The organism is Streptomyces sp. NPDC059743 (genome assembly GCF_042732975.1).
Taxonomy (GTDB): domain Bacteria; phylum Actinomycetota; class Actinomycetes; order Streptomycetales; family Streptomycetaceae; genus Streptomyces.
This window is the reverse complement of sequence record NZ_JBHWGS010000001.1, coordinates 140422-159496: the sequence shown is the minus strand read 5'-3', so window position 1 is coordinate 159496 and position 19075 is coordinate 140422. Positions and strand designations below refer to the sequence as shown.

At 71.2% G+C, this 19075-nt stretch carries 10 protein-coding genes; 4 read left to right on the top strand and 6 right to left on the bottom strand.

From position 1 onward, the window contains the following. Positions 1-54 precede the first annotated feature (54 nt). The 4 genes from ACFV6H_RS00685 to ACFV6H_RS00670 all read left to right on the top strand — a co-directional run bounded on the left by ACFV6H_RS00685 (position 55) and on the right by ACFV6H_RS00670 (position 7113). Positions 55-870: a spermidine synthase gene (locus tag ACFV6H_RS00685; RefSeq protein WP_385536848.1), complete on the top strand. Its 816-nt coding sequence runs from the start codon at positions 55-57 to the stop codon at positions 868-870. 113 nt (positions 871-983) lie between these two features. After that, positions 984-1721: a response regulator transcription factor gene (locus ACFV6H_RS00680; protein ID WP_066948181.1), complete on the top strand. Its 738-nt coding sequence runs from the start codon at positions 984-986 to the stop codon at positions 1719-1721. A gap of 110 nt (positions 1722-1831) precedes the next feature. Continuing rightward, positions 1832-2887, top strand: coding sequence for an ATP-binding protein (locus ACFV6H_RS00675; RefSeq protein ID WP_384784301.1), 1056 nt, complete (start codon positions 1832-1834; stop codon positions 2885-2887). Between the two features lie 335 nt (positions 2888-3222). Then, positions 3223-7113, top strand: a complete 3891-nt coding sequence (locus ACFV6H_RS00670; protein WP_385536844.1) for a multifunctional oxoglutarate decarboxylase/oxoglutarate dehydrogenase thiamine pyrophosphate-binding subunit/dihydrolipoyllysine-residue succinyltransferase subunit — start codon at positions 3223-3225, stop codon at positions 7111-7113. Positions 7114-7217: 104 nt separating this feature from the next. Here the strand turns inward: ACFV6H_RS00670 and fxsT (ACFV6H_RS00665) are convergent, their stop codons facing one another. From fxsT (ACFV6H_RS00665) to fxsT (ACFV6H_RS00640), 6 genes are all read right to left on the bottom strand, one after another. After that, a complete protein-coding gene (fxsT, locus tag ACFV6H_RS00665) occupies positions 7218-10709 on the bottom strand; it encodes an FxSxx-COOH system tetratricopeptide repeat protein (protein WP_385537883.1) in 3492 nt (1163 codons plus the stop codon). A 239-nt stretch (positions 10710-10948) separates the two neighbouring features. Next, a complete protein-coding gene (locus ACFV6H_RS00660; RefSeq protein WP_385536841.1) occupies positions 10949-12250 on the bottom strand; it encodes a CHAT domain-containing protein in 1302 nt (433 codons plus the stop codon). Beyond that, positions 12240-14237: a hypothetical protein gene (locus tag ACFV6H_RS00655; RefSeq protein WP_385536838.1), complete on the bottom strand. Its 1998-nt coding sequence runs from the start codon at positions 14235-14237 to the stop codon at positions 12240-12242. The genes ACFV6H_RS00660 and ACFV6H_RS00655 overlap by 11 nt, the downstream gene beginning before the upstream one ends. Positions 14238-14243: 6 nt before the next feature. Next, positions 14244-15404, bottom strand: coding sequence for an AAA family ATPase (locus ACFV6H_RS00650; RefSeq protein ID WP_385536835.1), 1161 nt, complete (start codon positions 15402-15404; stop codon positions 14244-14246). Continuing rightward, entirely contained in the window at positions 15401-15859 is a 459-nt protein-coding gene (locus tag ACFV6H_RS00645; RefSeq protein ID WP_385536830.1) for a CU044_2847 family protein, read from the bottom strand. Before ACFV6H_RS00645 ends, ACFV6H_RS00650 begins: the two co-directional genes overlap by 4 nt. A gap of 176 nt (positions 15860-16035) precedes the next feature. Further along, positions 16036-19056: an FxSxx-COOH system tetratricopeptide repeat protein gene (gene fxsT, locus ACFV6H_RS00640; RefSeq protein WP_385536827.1), complete on the bottom strand. Its 3021-nt coding sequence runs from the start codon at positions 19054-19056 to the stop codon at positions 16036-16038. Positions 19057-19075: the final 19 nt, after the last annotated feature.

Here is a 19075-nt window from a genome sequence, read left to right as displayed (position 1 = left end):
GCACCAGGATGTTGGCGATGTGTTCCACCGACGGACACCGACGGAGAGGTCCGCATGCCCGTACCCGCCACTTCCGTACCCCCTGCGGTCCCCACCTCGGCGGTCCCTGTCCCGCTCCCCGGCCCGGACTCCGCTCCCGTCACCCTCGACCGCCGCGACGGACCGTACGGCGAGATCGTGCTGCGACAGCGCGGCGAACGGCTGGAAATCATCGCCAACGGATGCTTCCTGATGGACACCTCGGACGGCCGCTCCGAGCGTCTGCTGATCGACGCGGCGCTGGACACGCTGCTCGCGGCGCGTTCCGCACCGCAACCGGAACCGCAACCGCAACCGGAACCGCAACCGGAACCGGAATCCGAACCGGAACCGCCCGCGCCGAAGCCGTCCGTCCTCGTCGGCGGGCTCGGTGTGGGCTTCTCCCTCGCGCACGCCGCCGCCGATGCCCGCTGGGGCCGGATCGTGGTCGTCGAGCGTGAGCAGGCCGTCATCGACTGGCATCGCGAGGGCCCGCTCGGCCGGATCTCGGCCGCCGCGCTCGCCGATCCGCGGACCGAGATCCGCCGCGCCGATCTGGTGGAGTACGTACACACCGCCACGGAGCGTTACGACGCGCTCTGTCTGGACATCGACAACGGACCGGACTGGACGGTGACCGAGGGCAACGGGAATCTCTACTCGGCGGACGGTCTGGCCGCCTGCCGCGCGCGGCTGAAACCCGGCGGTGTGCTCGCCGTATGGTCGGCGCGGCCGTCGCCCGCCTTCGGCGAAGCGTTGCGGAATGCCGGTTTCACCGGGGTACGGGAGGAAGAGATCCGGGTTGCCCGAGGCGTACCCGACGTGGTCCATCTCGCTGTTCGCACTGCGTAGCCGGAATGCCGCCGCTGCCTCTACGCTGCACCACACACACATCGATCCACATCCGCATCGGGAACGTGGATCGCCGGAACAAGGATCGCGGAACGCGTACCAGGGGCGGGGCGATGGAGCAGACACACACCAGCCACAACGGAGTCGCGGCGACGCCCGGCGCCCAGCGCCGGGTCCTGGTCGTCGAGGACGATGCGACGATCGTCGACGCCATCGCCGCACGGCTGAGGGCCGAGGGATTTCTGGTGCAGACGGCGGTGGACGGCCCGGCGGCCGTCGACGCGGCCGAGGCCTGGCAGCCGGACGTGATGGTCCTCGATGTGATGCTGCCCGGCTTCGACGGCCTGGAGGTCTGCCGCCGGGTCCAGTCGCAGCGCCCGGTGCCGGTGCTGATGCTGACGGCCCGCGACGACGAGACCGACATGCTGGTCGGCCTCGGCGTCGGCGCCGACGACTACATGACCAAGCCGTTCTCCATGCGGGAGCTGGCGGCCCGGGTGCATGTGCTGCTGCGCCGGGTGGAGCGCGCGGCGCTCGCCGCGGTGACTCCGCGCAGCGGCATCCTGCGGCTGGGCGAGCTGGAGATCGACCACGCGCAGCGCCGGGTGCGGGTGCGCGGCGAGGATGTGCATCTGACGCCCACCGAGTTCGATCTGCTGGTGTGCCTGGCGAACACTCCGCGCGCGGTGCTCTCCCGGGAGCAGCTGCTCGCCGAGGTGTGGGACTGGGCGGACGCGTCCGGCACCCGTACGGTCGACAGCCATATCAAGGCGCTGCGCCGGAAGATCGGCGCCGAGCGGATCCGCACGGTGCACGGCGTCGGATACGCGCTGGAGACTCCCGCGCCATGAGCCGCGCCACGAGCCGCGCCATGGGCCGGTCGGGCTCCGGTGCGGACACAGCGGACACACACGGCACACACGACACAGACGCGCACGGCGGCGGTACGGAGACCACGGGCCTGCGGCCGTTCTCCATCAAGGCCAAGCTCGGCACCCTGGTCGTCGTCTCCGTCTTCATCACCACCGGTCTGCTGATGGTGGCCCTGCGCACCGAGACCGAGCTGCGCTTCATCACCGTCTTCTCGATGATCGCCACCCTGCTGATCACCCAGTTCGTGGCCCACGGTCTGACCGCACCGCTCGACGAGATGAACACCGTCGCCAAGGGCATCTCGCACGGCGACTACACCCGCCGCGTCAGCGGCGCCGACCGCCGGGACGAGCTGGGCGACCTCGCCTCCACGATCAACCGCATGGCCGACGATCTGGAGGCGGAGGACCGGCACCGCAGGGAGCTGATCGCCAATGTCTCGCACGAGCTGCGCACACCGATCGCCGCGCTGCGGGCCGTGCTGGAGAACGTCGTGGACGGAGTCTCCGCCGCCGATCCCGAGACGATGCTGACGGCCCTGCGCCAGACGGAGCGGCTCGGCCGGCTGACGGAGACACTGCTCGATCTGTCCCGGCTGGACAACGGCGTCGTACCGCTGAGGGCCCAGCGCTTCGAGGTGTGGCCGTATCTCTCCGGAGTGCTCAAGGAGGCCAATCTGGCGGCCTCGCAGCGCGCGACGAGTTCCGGCTCCGGCAACCACTCCCGTACGGACGTCCATCTGCATCTGGATGTCTCGCCGCCCGAACTGACCGCGCACGCGGACGCGGAGCGGCTGCACCAGGTCGTCGCCAACCTCATCGACAACGCCGTCAAACACAGCCCGCCGCACGGCCGGGTCACCGTACGCGCGCGGCGCGGCGCGGCGCCCGAGTCGCTCGAACTGGAGGTCCAGGACGAAGGTCCCGGTATCCCGGAGCAGGAGCGGTACCGGGTCTTCGAGCGCTTCAACCGCGGCACCGCGCCGTCGCCGCACGGTCCGGGCAGCGACGGCGGTACGGGTCTGGGACTGGCGATCGCGCGCTGGGCGGTGGATCTGCACGGCGGCCGGATCGGAGTGGCCGAATCGGCTCGCGGATGTCTGATACGCGTCACTCTTCCAGGAACAACCCGAGCGCACGGTTGACGTAGGCTTCGAACTGTTGAGGCACGTTCTCCGCACGATCCGGCACGTTCTCCATACGATCCCTCCGTACGATCCCGGAGATCCACGCCGGGACGTGTACCGCGAGAGCGCGGTGGAGGCCGGCCATCAAGGTGTGGCCCGGCCGTTACCCGCTCGTCGTATGCCCGCACGCCGCAGAACCTCGCTAGTTTCCCGCCATTTCAGCCACCGAAACCCGCCGTCGGATGTGACTTGCACGACGATGGCACGCCCGGTCTGCAACTGAAGGCCTGGTAGGCGTAGCCTTGATTCCCGCTGTCCATCACCTTGTGAAGCGGAAGAGGGCGGTTCACGCCGTGTCGTCTCAGTCCCCCAGTAACGCGAGCATCTCGACCGACGAAGACGGGCAGGGCAAGAACCCTGCCGCTGCCTTCGGAGCCAATGAGTGGCTCGTCGACGAGATCTACCAGCAGTACCTCCAGGACCCGAATTCGGTCGACCGTGCCTGGTGGGACTTCTTCGCCGACTACAAGCCGGGCACTCCCGGCACGGCGGGCGAACCCACACAGAACGGCGTGACCGCGGTCGCGGGGGCTGCGGTGACCACGACCCCGGCCGCCCCGGCCCAGGCCGCGCCCGCGGCTCCGGCGAAGCCCGCCACCCCGGCACCGGCCACTCCGGCTCCCGCCGCACCGGCCGTCGCCGTCCAGCCGCCGGCCGCACCCGTGGCGTCGGCTCCGGCTCCCGCTCCCGTACGGGCGGCCCCGGCAGCGGCTCCCGCCGCGCCCGCACGGCCCGCGACCGCCGCTCCCGCGGCTCCGGCCGCCGCCCCGGCCGCCAAGGCCGCTCCGGCCCCGGCGAAGCCCGCCACGGCGGCCGAGGGCCCGGAGTATGTGACGCTGCGCGGCCCGTCGGCCGCCGTCGTGAAGAACATGAACGCCTCGCTGGAGCTGCCCACGGCCACCTCCGTGCGCGCCGTCCCGGTGAAGCTGCTCTTCGACAACCGCATCGTCATCAACAACCACCTCAAGCGCGCACGCGGCGGCAAGATCTCCTTCACGCACCTCATCGGGTACGCGATGGTGCAGGCGCTCAAGGCGATGCCGTCGATGAACCACTCCTACGCGGAGCGCGACGGCAAGCCGACGCTGGTCAAGCCCGAGCACGTCAACTTCGGTCTGGCCATCGACCTGGTGAAGCCGAACGGCGACCGCCAGCTCGTCGTCGCCGGCATCAAGAAGGCCGAGACGCTCAACTTCTTCGAGTTCTGGCAGGCGTACGAGGACATCGTCCGCCGCGCCCGCGCCAACAAGCTGACGATGGACGACTTCACCGGCGTCACCGTCTCGCTGACCAACCCGGGCGGCCTCGGTACGGTCCACTCCGTACCGCGTCTGATGCCCGGTCAGTCGGTCATCATGGGCGTCGGCTCGATGGACTACCCGGCCGAGTTCCAGGGCACTTCGCAGGACACCCTGAACAAGCTGGGCATCTCCAAGGTCATGACGCTGACCTCGACCTATGACCACCGTGTCATCCAGGGCGCCGCCTCCGGCGAGTTCCTGCGGATCGTCAGCCAGCTCCTCCTCGGCGAGAACGACTTCTACGACGAGATCTTCCAGGCGCTGCGCATCCCGTACGAGCCGGTCCGCTGGCTCAAGGACATCGACGCCTCGCACGACGAGGACGTCACCAAGCCCGCGCGCGTCTTCGAGCTGATCCACTCCTACCGGGTGCGCGGCCATGTCATGGCCGACACCGATCCGCTGGACTACCTCCAGCGCAAGCACCCCGACCTGGACATCACCGAGCACGGGCTCACGCTGTGGGACCTGGAGCGGGAGTTCGCGGTCGGCGGCTTCGCCGGCAAGTCGATGATGAAGCTGCGCGACATCCTGGGCGTGCTGCGCGACTCGTACTGCCGCACCACCGGCATCGAGTTCATGCACATCCAGGACCCGAAGCAGCGCAAGTGGATCCAGGACCGGGTGGAGCGCCCGCACGCCAAGCCGGAGCGCGAGGAGCAGCTGCGCATCCTGCGCCGGCTCAACGCGGCCGAGGCGTTCGAGACGTTCCTCCAAACCAAGTACGTCGGCCAGAAGCGGTTCTCGCTGGAGGGCGGCGAGTCCGTCATCCCGCTGCTCGACGCCGTTCTGGACGCCGCCGCCGAGTCGCGGCTGGACGAGGTCGTCATCGGTATGGCCCACCGCGGCCGGCTGAACGTCCTCGCGAACATCGTGGGCAAGTCGTACGCGCAGATCTTCCGCGAGTTCGAGGGCAACCTCGACCCGAAGTCGATGCACGGCTCCGGCGATGTGAAGTACCACCTGGGCGCCGAGGGCACCTTCACCGGTCTGGACGGCGAGCAGATCAAGGTCTCGCTGACCGCCAACCCGTCGCATCTGGAGGCGGTCGACCCGGTCCTGGAGGGCGTCGTCCGCGCCAAGCAGGACATCATCAACAAGGGCGGCACGGACTTCACGGTGCTGCCGCTCGCGCTCCACGGCGACGCGGCCTTCGCCGGCCAGGGCGTCGTCGCCGAGACGCTCAACATGTCGCAGCTCCGCGGCTACCGCACCGGCGGCACGGTGCATATCGTGATCAACAACCAGGTCGGCTTCACCGCCTCGCCGGAGTCCTCCCGCTCCTCCATGTACGCGACCGATGTCGCCCGCATGATCGAGGCACCGATCATCCATGTGAACGGCGACGACCCGGAGGCCGTGGTCCGTGTCGCGCGGCTCGCCTTCGAGTTCCGCCAGACGTTCAACAAGGACGTGGTGATCGACCTCATCTGCTACCGCCGCCGCGGTCACAACGAGGGCGACAACCCGCAGTTCACCAATCCGCAGATGGTCCGGCTGATCGACAAGAAGCGCTCGGTGCGCAAGCTCTACACCGAGTCGCTGATCGGCCGCGGCGACATCACGCTGGAAGAGGCGGAGCAGGCGCTCCAGGACTTCCAGGGCCAGCTGGAGAAGGTCTTCGCGGAGGTCCGCGAGGCCACCTCGCAGCCCGCGCCGGCCCAGGTGCCCGACGCCCAGGCCGAGTTCCCGGTTTCCGTCGTCACCGGTGTCTCGGGCGAGGTAGTCAAGCGGATCGCCGAGTCGCAGGTCAACATCCCGGACACGGTCACCGTCCATCCCCGGCTGCTGCCGCAGCTCCAGCGCCGCGCGTCCTCGGTGGACGACGGCACGATCGACTGGGGCATGGGCGAGACGCTCGCCATCGGCTCGCTGCTGATGGAGGGCACTCCGGTCCGGCTCTCCGGCCAGGACACCCGCCGCGGTACGTTCGGCCAGCGCCACGCGGTCCTGGTCGACCAGGAGACCGGCGAGGACTACACGCCGCTCCAGTACCTCACCGGCGAGCAGGCCCGTTACAACGTCTACGACTCGCTGCTCAGCGAGTACGCGGCGATGGGCTTCGAGTACGGCTACTCCCTCGCCAGGCCGGACGCGCTGGTGATGTGGGAGGCCCAGTTCGGTGACTTCGTCAACGGCGCGCAGACGGTCGTGGACGAGTTCATCTCCTCGGCCGAGCAGAAGTGGGGCCAGACCTCCGGCGTCACGCTGCTGCTGCCGCACGGCTACGAGGGCCAGGGCCCGGACCACTCGTCCGCGCGCCCGGAGCGCTTCCTCCAGATGTGCGCGCAGAACAACATGACGGTCGCCATGCCGACGCTGCCGTCGAACTACTTCCATCTGCTGCGCTGGCAGGTCCACAACCCGCACCACAAGCCGCTCGTCGTCTTCACGCCGAAGTCGATGCTGCGTCTGAAGGCCGCGGCCTCCAAGGCGGAGGAGTTCACCGACGGCGGCTTCCGTCCGGTGATCGGTGACACGAGCGTGGACCCGAACGCGGTGCGCAAGGTCGTCTTCTGCGCCGGCAAGGTCTACTACGACCTGGACGCCGAGCGGCAGAAGCGCGGCATCACGGACACCGCGATCCTGCGTCTTGAGCGGCTGTACCCGCTGCCGGGCGCGGAACTCCAGGCGGAGATCGCCAAGTTCCCGAATGCCGCGAAGTATCTGTGGGCGCAGGAGGAGCCGGCGAACCAGGGCGCCTGGCCGTTCATCGCGCTCAACCTGATCGACCATCTGGACCTGGCGGTCGGCGCCGATGTGCCGCACGGCGAGCGGCTGCGGCGTATCTCGCGCCCGCACTCCTCGTCGCCGGCGGTCGGCTCGGCCAAGCGGCACCAGGCGGAGCAGCAGCAGCTCGCGAGCGAGGTCTTCGACGCCTGACGCTCGTACGTGCGGCTCGGCCCGGTTCCGCGGACTTCGCGGGGCCGGGCCTTCCGCGTATCCGTCGTATTCAGCCTTTCCGGGTCTCCGGGGTAGGCAGCGCTTCAGATGAGCAGCGGCTCGAAGTCCCAGTGCGGCCTGGCCCGTTGCCGTGCCTCGACCGTCACCGGGTGCTGCGGTCCCAGCGTGGCCGCCAGTCTGTTCAGCGCCTCCTCCTCCGCCCTCCCGGCCTCCTCGATCCGCCGCAGCGCCCGCAGATCGTCCGCGAGCCCCAGCAGGCAGAGGAGAGTCAGCGGATGTTCTCCGCCCCGCCCGCGGAGCGCCCGGCCCACGGTCTCGCGGCTCAGCGCCGCCGCGCTCTCCTCGTCACCGGTCCGGGAACGGGCGGCGGCGGTGTTGAGCGCGCAGCCGATGGCCCAGGGATGGTCCGCTCCGACCGCCTCGCACATCCCGGCGTACGTACGCTCGATCTCCTCGCGCCCCGCGTCCCGTTCGCCGAGAGCGAGGAGTGTCAGCCCTCGGTTGCCCCGGACGCCCACGGTGAACGGATGGGCCGGGCCGAGCATCGCGGTGTACCGGCGCTCCACCTCGTTGTGTCTGGTGAGCGCCGCGTCCAGGTCTCCCGTCTCGCGCTCCACCCAGGCGCGGCTCGTCGCGATCATCGTCGTGAGCGGATCGTCCTCGCCGAGCACCCGCTCACAGCGCGCCAGCACCTCGCCGAACAGTGGCCGGGCGCCGGCCCGGTCGCCCGCGTGGTACCGGCAGAGCGCCAGATTGTGCTCGGCGCGCAGCGTCTGCGGATTGTCGGCGCCGAGCACCTGCCGGTGCATACGGGCACTGCGCTCCTGCGCGGACTCGGCCTCGCGGTAGCGGCCCAGCAGCCGTAGATCGATGGCGTAGTTGATCTCGGAGAAGAGCGTCCAGGCGTGCCGTGGCCGAAGCCGTCTGGTCCGAAGGGCGAGAGTGCGCCGGTCGACCTCCAGCGCCTCCTCGTACCGGCCGAGCAGCCGCAGCGACACACCCAGGTTGTTCTGCGCGTTGAGGGTACGGGAGTCCTCCTCCCCGACGAGTGAGGCGAAGAGTCCGACCGTGGTGCGGGAGAGTTCAAGGGCGTCGTGGTAGCGGCCGAGACCGCGCAGATCGGCGGCGAGACCGCCGGCCGCGCGCAGATACTCCAGGTTCCCGGCACCGTGCTCGGCGCGCAGGTGTTCACTGGCCGCACGGTCGACGGCCTCGCTGCCGCGGTAGTCACCGATCGCGCGCAGCAGATTGCCGTAGTGATGGCTGAGGTCCCAGATCCGTGGATGGGTCGTGCCGAGCAGTTCCCGCCAGCCGGCCATGGCCCGCTCGGCCAGCCGGATACCGGCTCCGTACTCGCCCGAAAGGTACATGTAACGCAGGCAGTTGAGGACCAGGGTGTGGATCGAGGGATCGGTGCTCTTGAGTACATCGGCCCACTTGAGATGCGGCGTGATCTCCGCATACCGGGACCAGAGCCGCGGATCGGCCGGTCTGCCGGGATCCGCCGTCGCGAGCGCCCGCCGCGCCACCTCGATGAACTCCCGGTGGTCCTCCGCGGGCATGTCCTGGTGGACGACCTGATGGACCATCCGGTGCAGATAGAGCGTGTCACCGCCCGTCGTGCCGGAGAGTCCCGCGGCGCTCGCCTGATCCGGGACATCGCGCTCGTCGTCGCCCACGGCGCGCACCACCGCGTACTCGCGCAGCTTGCCGACCGCCCGCGCCCATGTCCCGGAGTCCTCGACCAGCGGGCGGAGCCGCTCCGGGAGCGCGTCCGGCGGCAAGTCCCGTATCAGCCGTACGGGAATGACACCGGGCGTGAAGAACGTGCACAGCCGCAGCAGGTCGACGGACTCGGGGACGGTCTCCCTGAGCGTGTTGAGCAGGATCGCCCAGACGGTCTGGAAGGCCATCGGGAAGTCGGCCGAGACCTTCAGGACCTCCTGTCCCCGGCCGCCGCGCAGCAGTTCGGTGTACTCGTCGATCGACATGCTGGACTCGTTGAGCCAGCCCGCCGTCTGGTCGAGCAGCAGCGGCAGGTCCTCCAGCGACTCCGCGAGCTGATCGGCCTCGGCGTGTGTCAGCCGCGGCGCGCGGCGGCGTACGAAGTCGACCGACTCGTCCCGGCCGTAGACCGGCACCTCGGCCACGGTGCTGCCGTGTTCGGCCCAGTTCGGGTTCCGGGAGGTGATCAGTACATGCCCCGTCCCGGTCGGCACCAGATCGGCGACCGCCTCGATGTCGTCGGCTCCGTCGAGGACCAGCAGCCAGCGTGCGTACGGATCGCCGCGCCGCAGCGCGTCCCGTACCGCGCGCAGCCGCTCACCGTATTCGGCGCCTGTCCGCAGCCCCAGCGCGGGCGCCAGGTCGGCGAGTTGCTGCCGGAGGATGGAGCGGCGGTCGGCGGAGACCCACCACACCAGGTCGTAGTCGGAGCTGAAGCGGTAGACATACTCCGCGGCGAGCTGTGTCTTGCCCACGCCGGACATGCCGACCAGGGCCACCTGGGCTGCCGATTCGCGCGCGTCCGCCAGCAGCCGGTGCGTCCGGCCCAGCAGCTCTTCCCGGCCGGTGAACCGGACGTTGCGGCGCGGCACTCCGCCCCATACCTCGGGAGTGTCGGCCGGATAGCGCGAGCCGGGCCCTGCCGCCTGGTCCGGCAGTGCGTCCATGGACATGCCGAGCCGGGCGAGCAGCCGGTTTTCGGCCTCCGTGGCTCCCAGATGGCGCAGATCCACCGGGGCGAGGACCGAGACGGCCGTGGGCAGTACGGAGCCCGTGACAGAGACGGCCGCGAAGCGCCCGGAGTGGGCGGCGGTCACCTCGCGCAGCGCCCTGTTCCACTCGTCGTGGCCGCTCGGGCCCAGTTGGAAGAACCAGTCGCTGAGAACGAGCAGGATCCGGCCCGGTGCCAGCGTCAGATCCCGCAGGGACTCCTCCAGCGAGGTCCTGGGAGGCGGATTCCACCGCTGATAGGCGACGCGCAGACCACGTCGCTCCAGCCGGTCGCCGATCCAGCTCGCCCAGGGCCGGTTGAAGCCCGCGAAGACGATCAGGAGTTCCTGGTCGGAGTGGCTTCCGGAACGCGCGGGCGCGGGCACGGGCTCAGGCGCGGGCTCCGGCTCGGCCTCGGATTCGGGCGAGGGACTCGATGGAGCCTCACTCAGTGGCGCCTCACTCCGTGGCGCCTCACGACGGGACTCGGCGGGATTGCGGAGTGCCCGGTCCAGGAGGGCGCGCAGCCTGCCGGGCCTGGGCCGTGGCGGAGCTTCCGGTACGGCTTCGGGCAGGGCTTCCGGTAAGGAGGCGGCGGGATCCTCAGCTGGGTCCTCAGCAGGTGCTTCCCCGGGCGCCTCCGGTACGTATCCCACGATCTCCGCGCCCGCGCCCTCGCCGGCACCCGACTCCCTGATCCGGCAGCGCAGTTCGGCCTTGCGTACGGGCATGCCCCACTGGTTGCTGATCGTCAGCCACAGCGAGGCCGGGCCCGCCGGCCGGCCCGCCGTCACGACGAAGCGCGCCGGTCCGTAGGTCCCGCCGAAGCGGTGCAGTACGACGCTGGGATCGTCCAGCACCTCGCAGACGAAGTGCGGAGAGCCGTCGAGCTCGACGGTGAACGTGAACTCCTCGTCCTGGTACGGCCAGTCGAAGCCGATGCCGACGCCGTCGGACTCGCCGTCCGGCCCGCCGCCCGGCCCCTCACCCGCCCCGAGCGGGCCCCGCAGATCGACCGTGACCAGATACGTACGCCCGGCCTCCGCCTCGCGCGGCCGGCTCACGACGGGCTCGATCAGCAGAGGCTGCTCCGCGCTGGTCACGGTCCGCCCCTTCCCGGTCCTTCGTCGCCCTGCCGGCCGGTGAGCAGGAGTGTGGTGAGCGGATGCCCGTAGTACTGGAACATGAAGCTGTACAGCAGCCGCAGGACCCGTTTCTGGCCGTCCGTGTCGAGTTTCCCGTCATCATGCTGGATACGCGGGATGTCCGACAGAGGGCCGAAGTCGTCCAGCGCACGGGCCCTGAAGGCGCGCAGCGAGTGGCTGACGGGCCGCTCGGGCTCCGCCGTCACCTCCCGTACCAGCCGCCCGATCAGATCACGGGCCTCGGTGTCGCCGACCTTGCCCGCGGTGACGATGGCACCGCCCGCGCCCTTGCGGAGGAAGAGTTCGGCGAAGCCGCGCAGCGCGTCCTCACCGCCCGCGCCGTTGTCCACGAACCGTCCGGAGTGACAGGCGTTGAGACAGACCAGTGCCTGGTCCTCGTGGAGTACGGCCATCGTCCGCTCGTCCAGCTCCGCCCAGGTCACCTCGGCGAGCGAGAGCGCGCTGAGCCGCTCGTCGTAGGTGCCGTGGGCGGCCATGTAGACGAGTCCGGTCGGTTCGCCCGGATGCTCGTCCAGGGCGTCGAGGAAGGAGCTCATCTTCAAATGAGGCTGGTGGGCGTAGGGCCGGAAGGCGGCGATGTCGTGCAGCATCTCCCGGTGGAAGTAGCCGAGCACCCGGCCGGCGCAGGCGCCGGGAGTGTGCGGCAGATCGTGGGCCAGCTCATGGATCGTCGTCCAGCGGGACATGACGACCAGCGCGCCCAGCAGCCCGCCCGCCAGGCCGTGTTCGGGCTCCGCGGGCAGCCAGAGCGTCTCCCAGGGAAGTTCGTAACCGGTGTCGTCCCAGATCAGCAGGTGCAGTCCGGCACCGTGCTCGGCGCGGGCCCGGTTGATCCAGTCGGCGAGCCGCCGCTGATTGGCCGACCAGCGGCGGATGGCGCGCAGGAGTTCGGACGGCGCCTCGCCGCCCGCGCGGGCGTTGCCGAGGCCGATCGCGGGCGGGCGCAGCTGGGTGGCGCCCGAGATGTACGGGAGCGGCGCGAGGCCCTCGCAGCGCGCGCTGAATCCGAACGCTTCCCGGCCGCTCGGATGGCGTCCCCGTACGACTCTGATCACCGCCATCCCGTGCGGGAGACGGGCGCCGGGATCCACCGGCGCCGCGCCCAGGGCCTCGGGCTCGCCCGGCTCGGCGTGCGCGGGTACGGGCGTACGGCGTGGCCGCTGCGCCTGCCCGGGCAGCCGCGCGCCCGCCGTACCGAAGAGCCGGCGGGCGAGCCGGCGCGGCTCACCACCCATCGTCGCTCACCGCCTCGGTGGTGATCCGTCCCTCGATCACACTGCCGCCGAGGGCGTCCGCGAGGAGATGAGGCAGCTCGGCGTACGGCCGGCACAGCGGATCGACGACGATGCTGTGCAGCCGGGTACGGTCCATACCGCCGATCCGGGCGGCCACGGCGAGGGCGTCCTCCACACCGCCGCGGCCGACCGGACCGTCCGCCGGCCGGCCACGGCGGCTCGCGTCCAGCGGCACATTGCCGCGGCCGTCGGTGACCACGACGAGCCAGGCCTCCACCAGACCGGCCCGATGGTGCTGGAAGGCGCGGCGCAGGGCCTGTGCCGCCTGGTCGAGGCCATGGGCGAGCGGAGTGGCGCGGCCGGGCGGCCGGACCAGCGCGGCGGTGATACGCGGATCGAGGACGCTGCGGGCGGCGAACGACTCGGCCCGTAACTCGCTCACCGCGTCCCGGCCGCCGATCTCCACCACATGCGCGGACGCCCGGCCGACATAGGCCCACTGGAGGAACGGTTCGAGCGCCTCCCGCCAGCGCCAGTCGCCTCGGCAGGTGTGATCGAGGACCAGGGCGAGCAGCCGCTCCGGCTCGGGAGCGCGCGCGTAGCCGCGCAGATCGCCGGGCGCGATCGCCAGCCGCTCCGGATTCCCGCGTACCGCCTGGTACTTGGCGGCCTCCATCGCCGTACGGACGAAGGCGAGATCGCGCAGATCGTGGGAGCGCCGTACGCCGATGACAGGTCCTCGCGCGGAGGCCGGTCCCGAGGCGCGGGGCCAGGGCGTGCGCAGGGAGGCCGACTCGGCGGAGGGCGCGGCCTCGTCCTCCGGATACGGAGTGGCCGCGGTGGCGGGCGCTCCGGCCTCCGGCGCGGGGCCGGGCCCGATGCTCTCCGCGGGCTCCGGCGCGAGTACGGGCCGGCCCGCGGGAATCCGGCGCTGCCCGTCGGGACCACGGTCCGTACGGCGCGGTGCGCGGCGGGGCCGGTCGCCGGGACGCGGCGGCTCGGGCGGTACGAGGCCGGATCCGGGCGCGGGCGCGGAGGCACCGGACGGGAGCGGCGCCGAGGGCAGTCCGATCAGCCGCGCGGCCTCGTCGGCCCGGGCGGCCGTCACCTCGGTGGCACCGTCGAGCCGGGCCAGCGCACGGGCGATCCGGGCCAGTGCGAGGGCCCGCCGATGACCGGTGTCGGGGCCGAGCAGCTCCAGTACGCGCGGCGCGAGGTCCTCGGCGAGCGCCGGAGGCGGCCGGTGCGCCTGCGGGCCCAGAGCGGCCCGCCAGGCGTCCGGGAGCGGGCCGAGAGGACCGGTGAAATTGTCGCCGGTGGAGTCGGCGCCCGGGAGCGTGCCGGGGCCCGGGAGCGTACGGAGTCCGGCGACGGAGAGGCGGACCGGGAAGCGGTCGAGGAGATGCGGCGAGACGCGTTCGGTGTCCTCGGCGCGGCAGACGGCCAGCCAGCGGGCGCGCGGCTGCCAGCGGTGCCGAAGGCCGGAGTGCTCGACGGTGGCGACATCGGCGCCGAGGAGCTGCACCACGGCCCGCATGCCGGACACACTGAGCCGGGCGAGATCGGGCACGACGACCAGGGAGGGCCCTGGGGGCGACTCGGTGAGCGGTCCGGGTACGAGCGTGAAGCTGATGCCGTCCGGGCCGCGCGCGAGCCGTGGCCGTATCCACAGGTCCTCGTCCCTGGTGGCCGCGCCGAGAGTGGTGAGGGACACGGCCCGGGCGCCCTCGTCGGCGTCCTCGGGCGTTCCGGCGGCCCCGCCGACCAGCCGGGCGAACACCTCGGTGACGGGAGTTGTCAGCTCGGGCGGCAGATCGAACAGCAGCACACCGGGCAGTCCGGGCTCGACGGCGGCACAGACCAGGGCGGTCAGCAGCCGCCGCGCGAGCTCGCCGGAGCCCGGGACCACAGCCGCAGCCGCAGCCAGGGACAGCGCCGCAGCCGGTGGATTCTCGGGTATCTCGGGTATCTCGGGTATCGCGGGCATGGGCGGTCAGCCGAACAGGTCCTCGACGCGCGCGTCGTCGTCGGGCCCCCACTCGAAGGTGCCGCCATGCATGGACTCGGGCCGCCGATGGCGCAGGGCGAACGGCAGTACGCGGCGGACATGTCCGGACTCGACCCGTGCGGCACCCTCCTTGGCGGCCAGGGCGCGGGCGGCCTGCACGGTGACGAGTTCACCGCGGTGGCCCACGGCGGAGACCCGGCCGGCGGCCTCGGCACACAGCCTGCCGATCTCTTCCGCCACCTCGACCTCGGGCAGCGCGGCCCTGGCGGCCAGCAGCGCGCTCCTCAGCGTGGCGCCCTCCGTCCCGGCGTCGGCCCGCCAGACGGACTCCGCCTTGGCCAGCTCCTCCTCGAAGGTCAGCACCGTCATGATCATGCGATGGCGTGCCTCGGTGTCCAGCTCGGCGGCGGTCACCATGAGCCCGAAGCGGTCGAGAAGCTGCGGGCGCAGCCCGCCCTCCTCCGGATTCATGGTGCCGACGAGCCCGAAGGAGAGATGCCTGGCCGCGGCGATGCCCTCGCGCTGGACGGAGAGCACTCCGGTGGAGACCACGTCCAGGATGATGTTGACGAGATGGTCGTCCAGGAGATTGACCTCGTCGACGTACAACAGCCCTTTCTCATGGGCCTCTTCGAGCAGCCCGGACTGTTCTCTGGCCTCGCCGCGCATCAGCGCGTCCAGCTCCCAGCCGCCGAGCACCCGGTCGTCGGTCGCGTTGATCGGCAGGGTGACGGGCAGCTCGCCACGGGACATCAGTGCGAAGGCCCGTACGACCGTGGACTTGGCGGTGCCGCGCTGGCCGGTGATCAGCACTCCGCCGATGCGCGGCGCGATGAAGTTCAGCTCCAGCGCCAGCTTGAGATCGTCCTGCCCGACAACGCGGCTGTACGGAAGGATCGGGATGGCCGGTACGGGCGCGGGCGCGGACGCAGCCGCGGGTACCGGTTCCGGCGCGGTTGGTTCGGGTACGGCCAGTTCCGGCGCGGCCAGTTCCGGCGCGGCTGGTTCCGGTGAGGCTGCTTCCGGTGAGGCCGGTTCCGGCGCGGCGGCTTCCGGTACGGCTGGTTCCGGCGCGGACGGTTCCGGTACGGCAGCGGCCGTCACAGGTCCGGAGCCGCCCTCGCCGTCGGTGGTCTCCTCGGTCACGGAGTCGCTCCCGCCGCGGCACCCGAGGCCTGTTCGCCCGTCGGCGCGGCCCCCGCGACGGCAGCCGGCGCGGCCCCCGGCTGCCAGCGGAAGGTGATCTGGAGCTGGGCCTCGGCACCGGCCTTCACGACCGCCGCCATGCCCGCGTCCAGCGTGATCGACACCTGTAACTCGACCTCGTCCGGGCGGAGTCCCTCGCCCAGGTCGCCGAGCCTGCGCATGGCCTGCGAGGCACAGCGCCGCGCCAGATCGAGACCTTCGCCGTACGAGTCCCTGGCCACCCGTAAGACCCGCTGGGCCGCGCCGTCCCGGGTGTCCTCGTCCTCGTACACGGCGTCGTACGCGGCGGCCGGACCTCCGGCCGGGCCCGCCGCGTATCCCGGCCCGCGCATGTCCACCACGACGGGAATCGGCCCGTCCTCCCCCGGTGCCGCAGGACCCACGATGACCGTCATGCGTCTCCCCCTCCACCGCTCAAGGGCCACTGTTCTACAGGACCGCTGACGGTGTTTCAGCGCTTTTCCCGAACCCGCCCACCACGGGCCCCGCCACACGCCCGGCCCGGGCCCGGCGCCCAGGACGCGGCCCGCCCGCCCATGCCACGGGCGGGACGCGTCCGGGCCCGAACCGGTCAGGTGGTCGGCGGTTCGAAGTCCCAGTAGGGCCGGGTACGGGAGCGGGCCGCGACGGTGTGCACATGCTGGGCGCCGAGCGTCCCGGCCAGATCGTCCAGCGCCTCTCCCTCGGCCTTCTCGGCGCGCTGCGCGTCGCCCAGAGCCCGCAGATCCGCCGCGTGCGCGATACGGGCGGAGAGCGTCAGCGGATGGCTACGGCCGAGGACCTCGGTGGCCCGGGCGATGGTGTCGCCGGTCAGCGCGGCGGCGCCCTCCAGATCGCGCACGATGTTGCGCAGCGCGGAGGCGTTGATGGCGCAGCCCAGTGTCCACGGGTGGTTCTCGCCCACGGCCCGTGTCATGTCCACGAGGGCGTCCTCGATGAGCACATGGGCCTGGTCCCGCTCCCCGACATTGCGCAGGATCAGGGCGTGGTTGGCGCGGGTGCCCGCGACAAACGGATGGTCCTCGCCGAGCATCGCCACATAGCCGTCGACGACATTGCCGCTTATGGCCAGGGCCTGGTCGATGTCGCCGTGCTCACGGGCGAAGCAGCTCTGGCTGGCCGCGAACATCATGGTCAGCGGGTCCTGTTCGCCCAGCACGCGCTCACAGCTCTCCAGGACCTGGGTGAACAGGGCACCGGCCTTGACGCGTTCGCCCGCACGGTAGAGGCACAGCGCGAGATTGTGCTCGGCGCGCAGCGTCTGCGGATTGTCCCGGCCGAGCACGATGCGGTGCACGCGCACGCTCTGCGACTGGAGCGACTCGGCCTCGCTGTAGCGGCCGAGCAGCCGCAGATCCGTGGCGTAGTTGATCTCGGAGAAGAGCGTCCAGGCGTGCCGTGGCCGCAGCAGCTGCCGACGGGCCTCCAGCGTGCGCCGGTTGAGATCCAGCGACTCCTTGTAGCGGCCGAGCAGCCGGTGCGAGACGGCCAGGTTGTTCTGGGCGTTGAGCGTACGGGAGTCCTGCTCGCCGAGGAGTTCGCGGAACGAGACCAGGACCCAGCCGGAGATCTCGAATGCCTCCTGGTACCGGCCGAGGCCGCGCAGATCCGCGGCGAGCCCGCCCGCGGCCCGCAGATGCTCCGGATCCTTCGGGCCCTTCTCCTCGCGCAGATGCTCGACGGCGGCCCGTTCGATGGCCTCCGTACCGGCGTAGTCGCCGACGGCGCGCATCACATTGCCGTAGTGGTAGCTGAGGTCCCAGATCCTCGGATGGGTCTCGCCGAGGAGCACCCGCCAGGTGTCCAGCGCGCGCCGGCCGAGGTTGATACCGGCCCGGTACTCGCCCGAAAGGTACATGTAGCGCAGGCAGTTGAGGATCAGCGTGTGCATCGCCGGATCGGTGCTCTGGAGTACATCGGCCCACTTGAGGTGCGGAGTGATCTCCGCATACCGGGGCCAGAGCCGGGTGTCGGTCGGCCGGCCAGGATCGGCCTGCACCAGCGCCCGCCGTACGACCTCGATGAACTCCTTGTGGTCCTGCGAGGGCATGTCCTGGTGGACGATCTGATGGACCATCCGGTGCATGTAGAGCGTGTCGCCCGCCACACCGGTGAGGCCCTCGCCGTTCACCGAGTCATGGACCTCGCGCTCGCCGACTCCGGCGGCGCGCACCACGGCGTACTGCCGCAGCTTGCCGATCGCCCGTGCCCAGCGCACCGGATCGTCGATCAGCCCGCGGAGCTTCTCCGGGAGCGTGTCCGGCGGCAGGTCCCGTACCAGCCGTACGGGGATGGCGCCGGGCGCGAAGAAGGTGCAGAGCCGGAGCAGGTCGACCGATTCGGGAACCGTCTCACGGAGCTTGTTGAGCAGTATCGACCAGCCGGTCTGGAAGGCGAGCGGGAAGTCGGCGGAGACTCTGACGACGTCCTGGTCGATGCCGTCCTCCAGCAGCTCGATGTACTCGTCCACCGACATGTCCGAGTCGTTGAGCCAGCCGGCCGTCTGGTCGAGCAGCAGCGGCAGGTCTTCGAGCGCCTCCGCGAGCTGGTCCGCCTCCGTGTGGCTCAGCCTGGGCGCGCGGCGGCGTACGAACGCCACCGACTCCTCGCGCTCGTAGACCGGGACCTCCATCAGCGCGCTGTTGTGCTCGCCCCACTCCGGATTGCGCGCCGTGATCAGCACATGTCCGGGACCGGTCGGCACCAGGTCCCAGATCTGGTCGGGCTCGTCGGCGCCGTCCAGGACGAGCAGCCACCGGCTGTACGGTTCGCCGCGGCGCAGCGCGTCACGCGCGGCGCGCAGCCGCTCGCCGTACTCCACACCGGTGGACAGACCGAGCGCCGGGGCGAGTTCGGCGAGTTTCTGCCGGCAGGTGACGCGCTTGTCGGCGGAGACCCACCACACCACGTCGTACTCCGCGCCGAAGCGGTACACATACTCCGCCGCGAGCTGTGTCTTGCCCACGCCCGACATCCCGTGCAGGGTGACCACTCCGGCGCCGCTGCCGGCCGCCTGGAGCGCGTGATAGGCGTCGTTGAGCAGGCCCTCGCGGCCCGTGAAGCGCGTATTGCGGCGCGGCACTCCGCCCCATACGTCGGGCGTGTCGGCCGGGTAGCGCGGGCCGCGCCGGGTGTCCACCGGCTCCGGGCGCGGATCGGCGGGCAGGCCGAGACGGGCCAGGATGCGCCTCTCGGCCTCCTCCTCGCCGAGCGTCGTCAGATCGGCGGCGGCGAAGACGGCGGTGGCGCCGGGCAGCGCGGAGGTGGTGATGGTGACGGCGGCGAACCGGTCGGACTCGGGAGCCACGACCTCACGCAGCGCCCTGTTCCACTCGTCGTGAGTGCGCGGGCCGAGCTGGAAGTACCAGTCGCTGAGGATCACCAGGACGGGACCGGGTGCGAGCAGCAGATCGCGCAGCGACGACTCCAGCGATGTCTCCGTAGGCGGGTCCCATCGCTGATAGACGACCGGGATTCCGCGCCGCTCCAGACGGTCCCCGATCCAGGCCGCCCAGGGCCGGTTGAAACCCGCGAAACTGATAGTGACAGCCTGCGGCCCGGTTGCTCCAACTGGCTTACGCACTGCGGGCATTCGGCCGTCTCCCTGCATC